General features: G+C 56.4%; 19 protein-coding genes. 9 read left to right on the top strand and 10 right to left on the bottom strand.

What is annotated here, in order from left to right; genetic code table 11:
* Nucleotides 1-154 precede the first annotated feature (154 nt).
* Nucleotides 155-1,306 (bottom strand): glycosyltransferase family 1 protein, encoded by a 1,152-nt coding sequence (locus WCX49_RS03265; protein ID WP_345986150.1) that lies wholly within the window; start codon nt 1,304-1,306, stop codon nt 155-157.
* A gap of 51 nt (nt 1,307-1,357) precedes the next feature.
* Between WCX49_RS03265 and WCX49_RS03260 the strand changes: the two genes are divergently transcribed.
* Nucleotides 1,358-2,146, top strand: coding sequence for a UDP-2,3-diacylglucosamine diphosphatase (locus WCX49_RS03260; RefSeq protein WP_345986149.1), 789 nt, complete (start codon nt 1,358-1,360; stop codon nt 2,144-2,146).
* A 3-nt stretch (nt 2,147-2,149) separates the two neighbouring features.
* Here WCX49_RS03260 and der read toward each other — a convergent pair whose 3' ends face one another.
* Nucleotides 2,150-3,568: a ribosome biogenesis GTPase Der gene (gene der, locus WCX49_RS03255; RefSeq protein WP_345986148.1), complete on the bottom strand. Its 1,419-nt coding sequence runs from the start codon at nt 3,566-3,568 to the stop codon at nt 2,150-2,152.
* Nucleotides 3,569-3,714: 146 nt separating this feature from the next.
* On the opposite strand from der, the gene WCX49_RS03250 reads away from it, so the two are divergent.
* Nucleotides 3,715-4,650 carry a hypothetical protein gene (locus WCX49_RS03250; RefSeq protein ID WP_345986147.1) on the top strand — a complete coding sequence of 312 codons (936 nt, stop codon included), beginning with the start codon at nt 3,715-3,717 and terminating at the stop codon, nt 4,648-4,650.
* On the opposite strand, the gene hemJ is transcribed toward WCX49_RS03250, so the two are convergent.
* The 4 genes from hemJ to raiA are packed head-to-tail and all read right to left on the bottom strand — an operon-like array spanning nt 4,647 to nt 6,514.
* Complete coding sequence (hemJ, locus tag WCX49_RS03245) at nt 4,647-5,081, bottom strand: protoporphyrinogen oxidase HemJ (protein ID WP_345986146.1); 435 nt, start codon at nt 5,079-5,081, stop codon at nt 4,647-4,649. The genes WCX49_RS03250 and hemJ overlap by 4 nt on opposite strands.
* A gap of 10 nt (nt 5,082-5,091) precedes the next feature.
* On the bottom strand, nt 5,092-5,715 hold the full coding sequence (locus WCX49_RS03240) for a hypothetical protein (protein ID WP_345986145.1): 624 nt from the start codon (nt 5,713-5,715) through the stop codon (nt 5,092-5,094).
* 32 nt (nt 5,716-5,747) lie between these two features.
* Nucleotides 5,748-6,179, bottom strand: coding sequence for a thioredoxin TrxC (trxC, locus tag WCX49_RS03235; RefSeq protein ID WP_345986144.1), 432 nt, complete (start codon nt 6,177-6,179; stop codon nt 5,748-5,750).
* A 5-nt stretch (nt 6,180-6,184) separates the two neighbouring features.
* A complete protein-coding gene (raiA, locus tag WCX49_RS03230; RefSeq protein WP_345986143.1) occupies nt 6,185-6,514 on the bottom strand; it encodes a ribosome-associated translation inhibitor RaiA in 330 nt (109 codons plus the stop codon).
* 139 nt (nt 6,515-6,653) lie between these two features.
* On the opposite strand from raiA, the gene trpS reads away from it, so the two are divergent.
* The 3 genes from trpS to WCX49_RS03215 all read left to right on the top strand — a co-directional run bounded on the left by trpS (nt 6,654) and on the right by WCX49_RS03215 (nt 8,273).
* On the top strand, nt 6,654-7,619 hold the full coding sequence (trpS, locus tag WCX49_RS03225; protein ID WP_345986142.1) for a tryptophan--tRNA ligase: 966 nt from the start codon (nt 6,654-6,656) through the stop codon (nt 7,617-7,619).
* A 98-nt stretch (nt 7,620-7,717) separates the two neighbouring features.
* The gene (locus WCX49_RS03220; RefSeq protein WP_345986141.1) at nt 7,718-7,927 is read left to right on the top strand and encodes a hypothetical protein; all 210 of its coding nucleotides are present in this window, start codon (nt 7,718-7,720) and stop codon (nt 7,925-7,927) included.
* A 136-nt stretch (nt 7,928-8,063) separates the two neighbouring features.
* Complete coding sequence (locus tag WCX49_RS03215; RefSeq protein WP_345986140.1) at nt 8,064-8,273, top strand: hypothetical protein; 210 nt, start codon at nt 8,064-8,066, stop codon at nt 8,271-8,273.
* Between the two features lie 20 nt (nt 8,274-8,293).
* Here the strand turns inward: WCX49_RS03215 and WCX49_RS03210 are convergent, their stop codons facing one another.
* From WCX49_RS03210 to hemB, 3 genes are all read right to left on the bottom strand, one after another.
* On the bottom strand, nt 8,294-9,496 hold the full coding sequence (locus WCX49_RS03210) for a multiheme c-type cytochrome (protein WP_345986139.1): 1,203 nt from the start codon (nt 9,494-9,496) through the stop codon (nt 8,294-8,296).
* Nucleotides 9,497-9,577: 81 nt separating this feature from the next.
* Nucleotides 9,578-10,498, bottom strand: coding sequence for an ornithine carbamoyltransferase (gene argF, locus WCX49_RS03205; RefSeq protein ID WP_345986138.1), 921 nt, complete (start codon nt 10,496-10,498; stop codon nt 9,578-9,580).
* 69 nt (nt 10,499-10,567) lie between these two features.
* A complete protein-coding gene (gene hemB / locus WCX49_RS03200; protein WP_345986137.1) occupies nt 10,568-11,533 on the bottom strand; it encodes a porphobilinogen synthase in 966 nt (321 codons plus the stop codon).
* 62 nt (nt 11,534-11,595) lie between these two features.
* Between hemB and ribA the strand changes: the two genes are divergently transcribed.
* The 4 genes from ribA to WCX49_RS03180 are packed head-to-tail and all read left to right on the top strand — an operon-like array spanning nt 11,596 to nt 13,375.
* Nucleotides 11,596-12,165: a GTP cyclohydrolase II gene (gene ribA, locus WCX49_RS03195; protein ID WP_345986136.1), complete on the top strand. Its 570-nt coding sequence runs from the start codon at nt 11,596-11,598 to the stop codon at nt 12,163-12,165.
* A gap of 1 nt (nt 12,166) precedes the next feature.
* Entirely contained in the window at nt 12,167-12,760 is a 594-nt protein-coding gene (gene rsmG / locus WCX49_RS03190) for a 16S rRNA (guanine(527)-N(7))-methyltransferase RsmG (protein ID WP_345986135.1), read from the top strand.
* Nucleotides 12,751-12,981: a PP0621 family protein gene (locus tag WCX49_RS03185; RefSeq protein ID WP_345986134.1), complete on the top strand. Its 231-nt coding sequence runs from the start codon at nt 12,751-12,753 to the stop codon at nt 12,979-12,981. Before rsmG ends, WCX49_RS03185 begins: the two co-directional genes overlap by 10 nt.
* A 1-nt stretch (nt 12,982) precedes the next feature.
* Nucleotides 12,983-13,375 carry a hypothetical protein gene (locus tag WCX49_RS03180; RefSeq protein ID WP_345986133.1) on the top strand — a complete coding sequence of 131 codons (393 nt, stop codon included), beginning with the start codon at nt 12,983-12,985 and terminating at the stop codon, nt 13,373-13,375.
* A gap of 16 nt (nt 13,376-13,391) precedes the next feature.
* On the opposite strand, the gene WCX49_RS03175 is transcribed toward WCX49_RS03180, so the two are convergent.
* Nucleotides 13,392-14,411, bottom strand: coding sequence for an alanine racemase (locus WCX49_RS03175; protein WP_345986132.1), 1,020 nt, complete (start codon nt 14,409-14,411; stop codon nt 13,392-13,394).
* Between the last annotated feature and the right edge of the window lie 35 nt (nt 14,412-14,446).

Genomic DNA, 14,446 nt, shown 5'->3' with positions numbered 1-14,446 from the left:
CTGTACGTCGAAGGAGCAAAAGCCCCTCCGACTGCGCTAACGCTGAGTTTTCCTCAGCGGAAAGCTCTCGCGCCTTGCGCTCTCAGCACTGCGCGCTCTTAACTCTTAACTCTTAACTCTTAACTCTTAACTCTTAACTCTTAACTCTTAACTCTTAACTCTTAACGATCTCATCATGCGCCTGCATAAAGCGCTCATAGGTCTGCACGATCGAACGCCCCTGCATCCTTCCATGTGCCGCACTGCCCATACGTTCGCGGAGCCCTTTGTCGGCAATAAGCTTCAATGCAGCGTCCGTCCATGCGGACATATCTGCCACAGAGAGGCAGTAGCCTGTTTTACCGTGTTCAACGGTATCGGTCACGCCTCCCTGGTCGCTGACGATGCAGGGAAGTCCGGAAGCCTGGGCCTCCATCACGACCTGCCCCAGCGTTTCGGTGACGGAGGCGAAGAGCATCAGGTCCGACGAGGCATAGAGCGCGGAGAGGTCCGGGCCGCCCTGCAGGCCCAGCAGATGGATATGGCTGTTGCGCCGCCGGCTCACGCTCTCGGCCAGGGTCCCCTCCCCGACGACGATCAGGGAGAGCGGCACGTCGCAACGCTGCTGAAGCGCTTCGAAGAGATCGACAACGAAGAGGAAGTTCTTCTCGACGCTGAGCCGCCCGACGTAGAGGATCTTCAGGCTGTCGGAGCGGATGTCGAAACGGGGCCAGACCGATGCATCCCGGTGCAGGAGCGAAAAACGCTCCGTGTTGCTCCCCGGCGGCAGGAATCGCAATTTCCGCGCTTCCATATTCAGTTCATCTTCCAACACCGTCATGTAGTGCTGCGACCTGGAGAAGACCCGCTGCATGCGCTGAAAAAAGAAACGCATGAACCTCCGCGTCACCGCTTCGGCCAGTTCCAGCTTCATCTGTTTACGGATATAGGAGGGAAAATCCGTATGGTAGGTCCCCGCCACGGGGATACCGCACCGCTTCGCGATAAGCATGGCACAGATCCCCAGCGGCCCCGGTGTCGAGATATGGATGACGTCCGGGGATGCCGCTTTGACGTAGCGGTACATCTGCATCCAAGGCGGTACGATCGTGAGGTACTGCTCTTTGTAAAAAGGCATCCGGACATACCAGAAGGGCCGAATGTTGACGATATTGTTCTCGGTCGACTGCCCGCCCAACGGGGACGAGCTCAATACGGAAAAGCGGCCGTCCCTCTGGCGCGACTGTGCCGCCATATCCTGAATGAAACGCGACACCCCGTTGGCGTCGTAAACCGTGTCGCTGATCAGTAATACCTTTGTATCCATTTCGCAATTATGGTGGAGTATGGTTTCACAAACCAAACCAAAGTGACACAAATGGATAACAGCGCCACGCGATACCGTTCCGTCTTTCTCTCCGACATCCACCTGGGGTCCCGCCACTCCCAGGCCGACGCCCTGCTCGAATTTTTCCGCGATTTCGAATGCGAGCACCTCTTTCTTGTCGGCGACATCATTGACGGCTGGGCGCTGCGCCGCCGCTGGAGCTGGCCGCAGGAGCACTCCGACGTCATTCAGAAACTGCTTCGCCGTGCCCGCAAGGGAACCAGGATCGTCTACGTGCTCGGCAACCACGACGAATTTGTCCGCTCCTTTCTCCCCCTGACCCTGGGCGACAATATCGAAGTGACGAACGAACACCACTTTACCGCGGCCGACGGGCGGGAGTACCTCGTCACCCACGGCGACTTTTTCGACAGTATCACGATGACAAAAAAGTGGCTGGCCAAGTTCGGCGATATCAGCTATGAAATGCTGCTGAAGCTCAACAAACCCATCAACCGTATCCGGAGCCTGATCGGGTACAAACGGTTCTGGTCCCTTTCAAACTTCGCCAAGCAGAGCGTCAAAAAAGCGGTCATGTTCATTGACGATTACGAACAGGTACTCGTATCCGAAGCGAAGCGGAGGGAATTCGACGGGGTGATCTGCGGGCACATCCACAAAGCGGAGAACCGTGACATCGACGGGATACACTACCTCAACTGCGGCGACTGGGTGGAATCGTGTACGGCGGTGGTGGAGACGATGGAGGGGGAGTGGAAACTGCTGCATTTCCACCGGCAGCAGGTCGAAGAGGAGCCGCTGCTTCTGGCCGCGGGCTGAGCCCTACTTTTCGCCCCGCTTCTTCGCTTTGAAGAGCAGCGGGGTCCCCTCGAAATTGAAGGCCTCGCGCAGCTGGTTGGCGAGGAAACGGCGGTAGGTGAAGTGCAGGCCCTTGGGCTTGTTCATGATCAGCGCGATCTGCGGCGGGCGCGACGCGTACTGCGTGGCGTAGTAGATGCGGATCATCTGCCCGTTCATCGAAGGGATCGGGTGTTTACGCATCGCGAAGCCCAGCGCCTCGTTGAGGCGCGAGGTCGTGATGCGCTGCGAGTAGTTGTCGTTGATCTGGATGATCATGTCGTAGAGCTTGTGGATGCGCTGCTTCGTCAGTGCCGAAACGGTAATGACCGGCGCATAGTGCAGGAACTTGAAACGGTCGCGCACCTGCTGAACGATCTTGTCGTAGTCCTCTTTGGGCGCCTTGTCCCATTTGTTGAGCACGATCATACAGGCGAGGCGGTTGTCATCGATGAGGCCGGCGATCTTCTCATCGAGGTCCGTGAACGGCTCGGAAGCATCGAGCACCAGCAGGGCGAGATTTGCCCGCTCGAGCATCGTACGGGTGCGGTAGAGCGCATAACGTTCGATCCCCTCGATCTTCCCGCGCTTGCGGATACCGGCCGTATCGATAAAGGTGATGGTCTTGTCATCGCGTGTGATCGTTTCGTCGATGGGATCGATGGTGGTCCCGGCGACATCGCTGACGACGGAACGCTCTTCCCCCAGCAGGGCGTTGAGCATAGAGCTCTTCCCGACGTTGACCCGGCCGATGATCGCCACGTTGATATGGTTCGGATCCTCATCGCTCTCTTTCATTTCGTCGTTTTCGTCGTAGATGGAGCTCTCTTCCTCATCCTCCATGTACGCATCGAGCAGGTCGTCGAACTCATCCATCATATCCGGTTCCGCCGCAGCCAGTTCTTCGGCCTTGGGGATGTAGGGCAGCTGTTTGGCGATCCATTCGAGCAGCGGGTTGATGGAGCGGTTATGGGAGACGGAGATACCGAAGATCGTCTGGGTTCCGAACTCGTAGTACTCCCACACCTTCTCATTCATCTTGTCGTTATCGATCTTGTTGACGACGAGGGCCATGCTTTTGCCCATCGCTTCGAGTTCGTGGAAGAGCTTCTTGTCCTCTTCGATCGGCAGGTTCTTGCCGTCGACCATGAACAGGATAATATCCGCCTCTTTCGCGGCAGTGATCGACTTTTCGCGTACCTTGTCAAAGAGTTCGCTTCCTTCGTCGAGCCCGCCGGTATCGAGGACTTCGACCTCCCGGTCAAGGACCGTGGCAACACGTTTTTTAACGTCGCGCGTCGTCCCCGCCATCTCCGACGTAATGGCATCCCGTTCTTTCAGCAGACGATTGAAAAAGGAGCTTTTCCCTACGTTCGGACGGCCGATAATGGCTAGTTTTTTCATCAACATCCCAATTTATTTTTTGCAATTATAACGAAAAAGCGTCGAGACCTCTCTGGCGTTCCAAGGTGAAAGCAGCCCACAAACAGTCAAATATGGCATAATAATTTTTAGTTATTTCCACTACAATCCATCAAAAAGGAGCGTATGTGAAAAATTGGTCCAGTTTTTTGGCAGTTTTTACCGTCATGCTCGTGTTACTGCTGCCGCTTGCATACTTCACCGTCTCCTACCAGCTCGACAAGCGTGAGAATGATGAAGTACTGCTCAAGCGCCTCATATTAATCGATGGTTCCATGCAGCTCTATCTCAACAATGGGGTAGAAAATGGCAGGGAAGCGTCGGAAATTGACGAGGCCTTTCTCTCCACTGAAGCGCTCTATCCCGCCCTCTTGAACCCAGACAAGACCGAAGTGACTCTAGCGAGAAGCTATGGCGCTATGAGAGCATGTTGGGACACGATCAAAATGACATCAGGTACGACGGATGAAACGCTGAAAGAAGGGGGAGAGCTTTGCTTGCTGCACAGCAATCATGCACTCTTCGATCTGAATAATGTCATGAAAGTAAAAAGCGAACGCCTGCTCAACACCCTCTTTATGCTCGGGCTTTTCGGCACGCTGCTGATCCTCTACCTCTTCTACCTCATCTACCGGTATGTCCGTGTCGATCTGGAGGGGCATCAGTCCGTAGACCTCCAGACCGGGCTCTACAATGCCAAAGCCTTCATCGAGGAGTGTACGGTACATGCGCTGGATACACAGCGCGGACATGCGCCGCTTTCCGTCGTTGTGATGGTCTTTGCCAAAGATGCCGTCCGCGGAAGGAGCCTGAAACGGCTGGTCACGGATATGCAAAACAGCTGCCGCAGGGAAGAAAAACTCTTTCGGCTCTCAGCCGTTTCGTTCGCACTGCTGACGCCGCATACCCGTATCGCGGACCTCACCCCCCTGACGGAGCGTTTGCAGCATATTCTCGAGAGTGATCATCTTCGGAGCATTCAGACCCTGGAATATGACCCTACAACCGATGCGGAGGCTTTCGGACTTGCCTGCCTCGCCGAGGCGGAGGCCCTGCAGGATTAGAAAGGTTTGATAATGACCATGATGACGATAAAAATCATCAGCAGGGTCGGAACTTCGTTGTAGGCGCGGAAGAACTTCCCGCTTTTGGTGCATGTTCCCTCGGCCAGCTGCTTCTTGTAGCGTCCAAGCGTAAAGTGGTAGATGATCAGCAGCAGGGCCGCCGTCAGTTTCGCATGCAGCCAGCCGCCGCTCTGGAACAGCGAAGGGTTCAGTGCGATCATCGCCCCGCCGCTCAGGATCGTTGCCCACATCGCGGGCACACCGATATAGTGGTAGATCTTGTATTCCTGGATCTTGACGACCTCGACGAAGCCGGCATTTCCGGCATGTTCGGTATGGTAGACAAAGAGGCGCGGCAGGTAAAACAGCACGGCCATCCAGCTGATAAGGCTCATAACGTGAAAGGCGAGTATCCAAGTGTAATATTCCATCTATAGACTCCTAAAAGTTGTGTTCGACATACCAAAGGTTGTAGTTCGATCCGCCGCGGCGGACGCCGTTGATCGCGCCGTAGATGCCCGACCGGTGCTTGAGGGCATACCCGGCATAGGTATCGTAAAGCGGCCGGTAGCCGACCATACGCCCCAGGTCGAAATCGAGCGAGACGTCGAGGTAGTTGAGGAAGCGGGAGTTGTGATCGCCCTCGGCCTGGGCCTCAAGCTTCTCGACATAGGGGATACCCCAGGCGTAGGAGGCCCCTTCGCCGAAGCCCAGACGGATCGTCCGCTCCCACGGCCGGAAGTTCCAGTAGGCCTTGATATAGATGGTCATTTCCATAAAATCGGGCTGATGGCCGTTCTCGAAGAAGCGGTTTACGCCACCTTTGAGGTAAAAATCAATGGGCAGTCCCCAGGTCTCCTGCGAAAAGCGGTAGCCCAGTTCGACGCCGCCGGCCGAGGTCCCCGCCGGGTGCTGGTCGCCCATCATGGAGATGATCTCCCCCAGGTCGCTCTCATCGGAAAAACCGTATCCGACGCGTACGGACCATTCACGCTCATCGCCGGTCACATTATTGTCTGCCGCTGCCAGTGTCAAGGTAAAAAGAAGTAGAAGAAGTAATTTCAATGTCATGCCCCGTTTCATGGGGCAGCATTATATCAGAGAAAACGTCCGACCCACTGCCGGAGCTGCTCGGCGCTGAGGGCGCCGGAAACCCGGTCGACTTCCCACCCCCCTTTGAAGGCGATCAGCGTCGGGATGGACTGGATATGAAAGCGCGATGCCAGTGCCTGCTGCTCTTCCGTATTGACCTTGGCGAAGCGGGCTTTCAGCACGAAGGAGGAGGCCGCTTCCTCGAACGCCGGGGCCATCATGCGGCAGGGGCCGCACCACGGTGCCCAGAAATCGACGATGACCGGAATGTCGCTGTTGGCGATCTGGTTGTCGAAGGCGCTTGGATCGAGGGCGATGGGTTTCGTATCGAGCAGGGAGTGTCTGCAGTGGCCGCAGTTGGCCTTGGCATAGGTCTCTTTGACCGGGACGGCATTGACCTGCCCGCAGTGGGGGCAGACCACTTTGCGCTTTTCCATGACCCTTAGGCTTCCTGGACCTCGAGATCTTTCAGGCCGGGGCCGCGGTGGGATTTGAGTTTGTCATGCAGACGGCGGAGCGCTTTGTTCGCGCGCTCTACGGCCATATCGATCGCTGCATCGAGATCGTCGTCCTGCTGTGTAATGACGACAGGCGTGTTGTGGGCGATATGAATGTCAAATTCCGCTTCAACACCGTTTTTCACTTTGCTCAGAAGCACATTGATCGTCGTAATATCGAGTCCGAATTTCATAAACTGTTCTTTGGCTTTTTGAACGTGGTCGCGGGTGTTGTCCGTCAGAGTAATATCTTTTGTGCGAATAGGAGTATTCATCGAAAATCCTTTTTTTTTGGGATAAAAAAAGTATAACAGAAGATATCTAAATTGATATCAACTATTCCGCCGTCCAAGGGGCGCTGCGCCCCTTTTCAACCTCTTACGCTATAATGCCGCGACTAAAAGAGGAGAAACAATGAGAGTTTTTACGGGCATCCAACCCTCCGGTGACCTGCATATCGGCAACTATTTCGGCTCGATCAAAGCCATGGTCGATTCGCAGGCGGAGAACGAGGTTTTTGCCTTTATCGCCAACTATCACGCCATGACGACGGTCCAGGACGGTGCACGCCTCTCTGAACTGACGATGCAGGCCGCCACCGATTTTCTCGCCCTGGGCATCGACCCGGAAAAATCGACCTTCTGGGTCCAAAGCGACGTCAAAGAGGTCCTCGAGCTCTACTGGTTTCTCTCCTCCTTCACCCCGATGGGACTGCTCGAGCGTGCCCACAGCTACAAAGACAAGGTGGCAAAAGGCATTTCCGCCAACCACAGCCTCTTCGCCTACCCGGTGCTGATGGCCGCGGACATCCTGCTCTACGACGTCGATGTCGTTCCCGTCGGCAAAGACCAGATCCAGCACGTCGAGATCGCGCGTGATATCGCCATCCGTTTCAACAATGCCTACGGCGACATCCTGAAGCTGCCCGAATTCCGCGTCGACGAAAACGTGGCGACGGTCCCGGGCATCGACGGCCAGAAGATGAGCAAAAGCTACGGCAACACGATCAATATCTTCGGCGACGAGAAGGCGCAGCTCAAGACGATCAAAAAGATCGTCACCGAAGCCGTCCCGATGGAGGAGCCCAAAGAGTGGCGCGGATGCAACGTCTACAATATCGCCAAACTCTTCCTCGACGAGGATGAGTGCCTCGCCCTGCAGGAGCGCTACGAGCGCGGCGGCGAAGGGCACGGCCACTTCAAGCTCTACCTGGCCGAAGTCATCTGGGAACACTTCCGCCCCTACCGCGAAAAGCGCGCCTACTACGAGGCGCACCAGGACGAGGTCCGCGATATCCTCAAAGCCGGTGCGGCCAAGGCCAGTGAAGCCGCCCGCGAGATCACGGAGAAGGTCCGCAGCGTCACCGGCGCCGCTTACTGACGCCGCGCCCACCCCGGGCGACCTGACTGCAAATTTTTACTCCTCCTTAAACCATCGCCTGTAGAATGCTGCTCCTGAATTTTATTGAGGATAGAAAAATGATCACAGTTAAAATGGAAAAAGAGTGCGGCTGCTTCAAACGTTCGGACTATGAAGCGGTCAAAACCTTTGAGAGCAAAGATGATGCCCTCATGTATGCCCAGGAACTCTGTGCGGATATGAACGAAACCTTCTGCCAGAAACACGTTTTCCGCGTCACCGAAACAGCAGAAAACGAAATGACAATCAACCTCGCGATGAACGGCTAAGCCGTTCATCACACCCCCTTCCATTCACCGCATATTTCCGGTTACAACGCCTGAATTCCTTCTCGTTGTCATCGCAGTAGAACAGCCGATGCATCCGCAGTTTTATCTCTGTAAAACACACGAAAAGGAAAGAACAATGGTGACGGTAAAGTTGGAAAAAGAGTGCGGCTGCTTTAAAGATGCGAGAAACATTGATTCGGAAATGTCGTTTGAGACCAAAGATGCCGCGATGATCTATGCGAAAGGGTTGTGCAGAACGATCAACGATCAGTTCTGCGGGAAACACTTCTTTCGTCCTGCCGATACGGCGGACGACGAGGTGATGATCAAACTCATCAACCGCTAAGCGGGATCAGCGGTCCCGCTTTAGAGCCTAATAGTCGTACGGTTGATAAACTTCTTCTCGCTCCACTGCGGCTGTTTGAGCTCCAGCAGTGACCTGATCTCATCATTCACCAAACGGTAGTGGAGTTCGAATGTCACCTGCCCTGTTCCCTTGACCATCGGGACTTTGAAGGTTTTGGTACCGCGTGCCGGTACGGACATATCCTCGGTCGCGGATGCCGCCAGGTGTGGAATGGTCGGCTTGCCGCGTTTATCCGTATAGTGCTGGGTCATCGAAATACTCTTGGTCTCGATCACTTTCGAGCCGCTGCGGTAGATGACGTCGAGGATCAGCTCCCTTGCACCGAATCCCGTCGGGATATTGTGCGGGTTCTCATTGGTGAGCGTCACGATAAAGCTGTCCCCGCTCTTTTTCGCTTCAATCCCCAGGGCATCCTGCCAGAGCCAGTTCGTATGGGCACCGACAAACCCGTGCTCGCGGACCATCCGTTTCTTCGGTTTGCCGTTGTCGATCGGGAGGTTTGATGCAAATCCCTCTTTTTTCGGGCTCATGTGGCAGTCGGCACACTGTTTTTTCGTATCTTTGTACTCATTCTGCGTGTTCGCAAAGACGAAGTTCTCCGTTGAACGGTCATTGGCGTGGCAGACGAAACAGAGCTGCTTGGGGTCTTTGCCGAAGAAATCGCGGTACTGCGTCTTATGATACGGAGACTTCGCGTCCTCGATCGGGCCGCTCATGATACCGACCGGGTTCCACTGGATTCGGTGCACCCCGCGCTTGTCCGCGGGAAGATCGTGTTTGATGCTGTCGACATTGTGGCAGACGAGGCAGTTGACCCCCTCGGAGAGCGCACTGTCGCTGACCGCGGCATTGACCTCGCTCCCTTCATCCAGTCCCATCAGAACGTCGATCTGGTAGTTGATATCCGTTTTTGTCACGGCAACACGGGGGTTATGGCAGGCGGCACACTCGACCTTGACGGCGTTGATCGGTTTGCGCGTTTTACGCGCGTAGTACTCCATCGACTGGCGAAGGTACTCGTCATGTTTATAATGTGATTTGGCGTGATAGGAACCGGCCCATTCATTGACAATGGTGGCGTGGCAGGCTTTACACTTGCTAGAGTCGTGGTACTGAGAGTTCAGTTCGGGGGCAGCCTCCGTAGCATACAGTGAGGCGCCGATAGCGGCAAACGTCAGGAGAGTCGCGGCAAAACGTTTCATGACCTTGGTCCCTTTTTAACAGTTTAATTATGATTAAAACTATTATAGGGTGAAGGAGCACCAAAGTCAATTAAACAGATTTTAACGTGCCCGATCGAGCCAGACCATCAATCCTTTTTGCGCATGCAGGCGGTTTTCCGCCTCGTCAAAGATGACGCTATGCGGCCCTTCGAGGACCTCTGCGCTCACTTCCTGTCCGCGGTAGGCGGGCAGACAGTGCAGGAAGATCGCATCTTGCCCGGCAAGCGCCATCTTCGCTTCGTCGACGATGTAGCCGGCGAAATCGCGAATGCGCTGCTCTTTCTCGTCTTCCTGCCCCATGGAGGCCCAGGTGTCCGTGGTGACGACCGTCGCACCGGCAATAGCCTCTTCCGGATCGTTCCCGACCTTGATGACGGCACCGCTCTGCGCGGCCATCGCCAGGGCATCTTCGAGGATCGCAGCATCCACCTCGTACCCCTTCGGCGTCGCGACCCGCAGTTCGAACCCGAGCTTCGCGGCGAGCATCAGCCAGGAGTGGGTCATGTTGTTGCCGTCGCCGACATAGGCGACAACAGGGTTCTCCGCCTGGCCGTGTTCGATCATCGTCATATAATCCGCCAGAAGCTGCACCGGGTGGTAGCTGTCGGTAAGGCCATTGATGACGGGGACTTTTGAGTAGGAGGCAAACTCTTCGAGCATGCTATGCTCAAAGGTGCGGATCATCACCATGTCGCACATAGAGGAGATGACGCGGGCCGTATCTTTGACCGGTTCGCCACGGCCAAGGTGGATGTCGCGGTTGGAGAGGAAAAGCCCCTGTCCGCCGAGCTGGTAGATCCCGGTCTCAAAACTGACGCGGGTCCGTGTCGAACTCTTCTCGAAGATCATCGCCAGCGTCTGCTTGTCCAGGTAGGGCTTGTGCTCGCGGCGTTTGCACTCGGACTTGATCTGCAGTCCGAGGTCGATGATGGAGAGGATCTCCTCTTTCGTGTAATCTCTGAGGGTTAAAAAGTGTCGCATTGTCTGCTCACGGCGTAACGGGTCTCCCCGGAATGAAAGCGCCCATTATAGCGTAAAGTGTGAAAAAGCTTACAGCAGCCCCGCCACCTCTTTGGCGTGGTAGCTGATAATGATGTCCGCACCGGCGCGTTTGAAGCCCAGCATCGTCTCCATCATCACCCGTTCGTAATCGATCAGCCCGGCTTTGCCGGCATGCTTGAGCATGGCGTATTCGCCGCTGACGTTGTAGACCGCGAGCGGCAGGGAGGTCGCTTCGCGGATATCGCGGATAATGTCAAGGTAGGCCAGGGCCGGTTTGACCATCAGGATGTCCGCCCCCTGCATCTCGTCGGCGATGCTCTCGGCGATCGCCTCGCGGCGGTTGGCCGGGTCCATCTGGTAGGTGGCACGGTCCCCGAACGACGGTGTCGATTCGGCGACGTCACGGAACGGGCCGTAGTAGCCGCTGGCGAACTTCGTCGAATAGCTCATCACCGGGAGGTTCTCGTAGCCGTTGCCGTCGAGTGCCGTGCGCAGGGTCTCGATGATCCCGTCCATCATCCCCGAAGGGGCGATCATGTCCGCGCCCGCCTGGGCATGGACGATCGCCTGCTGGCCGGAGATGGCGAGCGTCGCATCGTTGTCGACGGTTTCGTGTACATGGTCGATGATACCGCAATGGCCGTGGTCAGTGTACTCGCAGAAGCAGAGGTCGGTGACGACGAATATCTCGGGGTGGGCCCGTTTGATTGCCTTGACGGCCGTGGCGATGATGCCGTTCTCATCCAGGGCATCGGAGCCGACGGAGTCCTTGACGTCGGGGATCCCGAAGAGGATAATGGAGTAGATCCCCAGCGCCTTGAGCGTCTCGCACTCCCGGATCGCTTCGTCGATACTCATCTGGTAGACGCCGGGCATCGACGCCACTTCGCTCTTGATGCCTTCGCCCGAACGCACGAAAAGAGGATAGATGAAATCGTCCGCACGGACGTGGTATTCGCGCACCAAAGCACGCAGGTGAGAGTTGAGCCGGTTACGGCGGAAACGTTGGAACATGTTTACCCTTGACAATTTTGCTATAATCGCATTGTAACAATTCCATCGTTAAAGAACTGTTTTTGCTTCAAAATATAAAAATTTCTGATGTTGCCAACCTCCCGTCACGTTTCGGGAAGTTCAAAGTCCAGGCCTTCAAGCAGGGCTATAAAGAGCACCTGGCGATCCTGCGGGAACCCTTCGGCGAGACCCCGATCGTGCGGGTCCACTCCGAGTGCCTCACCGGGGATGCCCTGGGCAGTCTCAAATGCGACTGCGGTGACCAGCTGGCTTTCGCCCTCAACATGATCGAAAAAGAGGGCGGCATCGTCATCTACCTGCGCCAGGAGGGCCGCAATATCGGCCTGCTCAACAAGATCAACGCCTATGCGCTGCAGGATAAAGGGTTCGACACCGTCGCCGCCAACCACCAGCTGGGCTTTGCGGCCGACGAACGCACCTACGAGATGGTCCAGTTCATCCTGGCCCACTACGGCATTACGAAGATCCGCCTGCTGACCAACAACCCGCAGAAGATCAATGCGCTGGAGGGGGTTGAGATCGTCGAGCGGCTGCCCATCGTCATCGACCCCAACGAGCACAACGAGAACTATCTTCAGGTCAAAAAAGAGCAGATGGGGCACCTCATTTAACATGACATTCGCCCAGAAGATCGCCACCCTGCCCGATGCCCCCTCTTATCTCGCCTCCCACCTGGAGCGCTACCGCGATCTTCTGCTGCAGTGGAACAAGATCCACAACCTCAGCGGCTACAAAGACGCCGCGACGATCGAGTACTACCTCTATGACGCCCTCTATCCCGTCACCTTCCTGCCGCCGGTTGCGACGGCGATGGATATCGGCACGGGAGCCGGGTTCCCCGGACTGATCCTCGCGATGGCACAGCCCCAGACACACTGGACGCTCGTCGAACCGCTGCAGAAACGGGCCGGGTTTCTGCAGTTCGTCAAAGCGACGCTGAAACTGGAAAACGTCACCGTGGAAAACTGCCGCGTCGAGGCGCTTCCCGACCAGCGCTTCGACCTCATCACCTCGCGGGCCGTCACCGACACCGGGATGCTCCTGAACCTCAGCGCCCCCTACCGGGATGCGGAGACGATGCTCCTCTTTTACAAAGGCGAGAACGTCTATAATGAAGTCCCGGAAGATCTGCCCTACCGTATCATCGAAACCGATGAGCGGCACTACCTTCTCATTAACCCGCCCAAGGAGACCGCATGCTCTTGAAAATCCTTCTCATCCTCGGTGTTATCGCCGCCGTCTATTTCATCTTCTTCAAAAAAAGCACCCCCGTAACGAAGCAGCCGAAGTCCGACAGCGCCGCGAAAAAGAGCGACGACGACACGATGGTACCGTGCGAAGCGTGCGGCGTCTTCGTCAGCGTCAAGGAAGCCTTTATCAAAGAGGGGAAATATTACTGTTCGAAAAGCTGCATGGAAGGAGCCTGAGATGCTGATCTTCGGTCACCCCCATCTGGCATCGGAATCCTTCTACCACATCGACGGCCCCGAAGCGATCGCATCGACGCCGCCGGGCAGCACCGTGCTTTTCGCATGGGGCGCGGCGAACCTCGACCTCGTCGCCTACTGCGGTGCGAACGGCATCCCGTTTGCCCTCGAAGCCGCCTCCGTCAAAGACGCCCTCTTCGCCGAAAACGCGGGGGCACGCTTCATCCTGGTCGACCCGGCCCTGGCGCGTTCGGTACAGAAAGTCGCCGAAACCTATCTTTTCGATGCCAAAATCCTGACCTATATCGAGGATGAGGAGCAGATGGAAGCGATGGCCTATGAAGGAATTGACGGGGTCATATTCGCCGAAGCGGTGATCAAAGTCACCGCTTAGACAGTGAGGCATCGCGCTATTCGATGATCTTGCGCGGCAGGCGGGGATTCAGCCCGACCAGGACTTCATACGAGATGGTCCCCGCCGCGGCCGCGTAGCTGCGGGCATCGTCGAAGATGAGCAGCTGCTCCGCATCACTGGCAAAACTGCAGTTATCCATGGAGACGCGCCCCAGCAGCATCTCGCCGCCGGGCGCGGTATAGCGGTTCGATGCCGTGCGCAGCAGCCCGTCGGCATACCCGACATCGTAATTGCTGATCTGCATCTGGCGGTCGGCGCCGAAGCACCCGCCGTATCCGACCCGTTCGCCCTGGTTCAGGCGCCGCTGTGAGATCTTTTCGCCCCAGAGCGAGAGGATGGGAAGCAGGTCCGGCTGCGGCAGAGCCTGCGGCATCTCCAGGCAGCCGTACGCCGCGATACCGACGCGCACCATGTCATCGTGCCCTTCATGGCTTCTAAAGGTCGCGGCGGAGTTCGCGGAGTGGAAGCGGAGCCTCGGAAAGCCGTAGCGTTTGGCCAGCATCAGCGCTTCGCGTCTAACGCTTTCAAAGGTGTGGCGCTGCCAGAAATATTCGCTCCCCATCTCGTCCGCGCTGCGGTGGTGGGTAAAGACCCCCTCGAGTTTCAATCCGTTCTTGCTGATCTTTTCAAAGGCGTGGTGCAGCAGGTGCGGCGGGACGCCGTTTCGGTGCATTCCCGTATCGACCTTGAGCTCCACCCGGCTTCCGGGGGGAAAACTCTTGATCTGCTCCATCGCGTTGATGGTAAAGCAGTAAGCAGGCATCAGCACCGCCGGCATATCCGCGAGAACGAGAATATAGTTGAATTTGTCCCGGACCTGTTCCGCCTCTTCGATCGTGCGGACGACGGCCCGCCCGATCCCGTATTTGCTTGCGATCTGCGCGACCTGCTTTAAGCCGTGCCCGTAGGCGTTATCCTTGAGGACGAGTGCGATTTTCTCACGGCTCTGCAGCTGTTTCGAGATCATGTTAAGGTTGTGGTGGAACGCTTTGCGGTCTAGGGTGATAAAAGCCATACGACATTATAATGTCATAAATTGAATGTTGAAGA

Origin of the sequence: Sulfurimonas sp. HSL-1656 (assembly GCF_039645585.1) — a bacterium.
Lineage (GTDB): Bacteria > Campylobacterota > Campylobacteria > Campylobacterales > Sulfurimonadaceae > Thiomicrolovo > Thiomicrolovo subterrani.
The sequence above is the reverse complement of the archived record's forward strand: the minus strand, read 5'-3'. Positions and strand labels throughout refer to the sequence as shown.

Coding starts and splice junctions, on each gene's coding strand:
- WCX49_RS03265 (WP_345986150.1), bottom strand. CDS start 1,306: ATGGATACAAAGGTATTACTGATCAGCGACACGGTTTACGACGCCAAC.
- WCX49_RS03260 (WP_345986149.1), top strand. CDS start 1,358: ATGGATAACAGCGCCACGCGATACCGTTCCGTCTTTCTCTCCGACATC.
- der (WP_345986148.1), bottom strand. CDS start 3,568: ATGAAAAAACTAGCCATTATCGGCCGTCCGAACGTAGGGAAAAGCTCC.
- hemJ (WP_345986146.1), bottom strand. CDS start 5,081: ATGGAATATTACACTTGGATACTCGCCTTTCACGTTATGAGCCTTATC.
- trxC (WP_345986144.1), bottom strand. CDS start 6,179: ATGGAAAAGCGCAAAGTGGTCTGCCCCCACTGCGGGCAGGTCAATGCC.
- raiA (WP_345986143.1), bottom strand. CDS start 6,514: ATGAATACTCCTATTCGCACAAAAGATATTACTCTGACGGACAACACC.
- trpS (WP_345986142.1), top strand. CDS start 6,654: ATGAGAGTTTTTACGGGCATCCAACCCTCCGGTGACCTGCATATCGGC.
- WCX49_RS03220 (WP_345986141.1), top strand. CDS start 7,718: ATGATCACAGTTAAAATGGAAAAAGAGTGCGGCTGCTTCAAACGTTCG.
- WCX49_RS03215 (WP_345986140.1), top strand. CDS start 8,064: ATGGTGACGGTAAAGTTGGAAAAAGAGTGCGGCTGCTTTAAAGATGCG.
- WCX49_RS03210 (WP_345986139.1), bottom strand. CDS start 9,496: ATGAAACGTTTTGCCGCGACTCTCCTGACGTTTGCCGCTATCGGCGCC.
- argF (WP_345986138.1), bottom strand. CDS start 10,498: ATGCGACACTTTTTAACCCTCAGAGATTACACGAAAGAGGAGATCCTC.
- hemB (WP_345986137.1), bottom strand. CDS start 11,533: ATGTTCCAACGTTTCCGCCGTAACCGGCTCAACTCTCACCTGCGTGCT.
- rsmG (WP_345986135.1), top strand. CDS start 12,167: ATGACATTCGCCCAGAAGATCGCCACCCTGCCCGATGCCCCCTCTTAT.
- WCX49_RS03185 (WP_345986134.1), top strand. CDS start 12,751: ATGCTCTTGAAAATCCTTCTCATCCTCGGTGTTATCGCCGCCGTCTAT.
- WCX49_RS03180 (WP_345986133.1), top strand. CDS start 12,983: ATGCTGATCTTCGGTCACCCCCATCTGGCATCGGAATCCTTCTACCAC.
- WCX49_RS03175 (WP_345986132.1), bottom strand. CDS start 14,411: ATGGCTTTTATCACCCTAGACCGCAAAGCGTTCCACCACAACCTTAAC.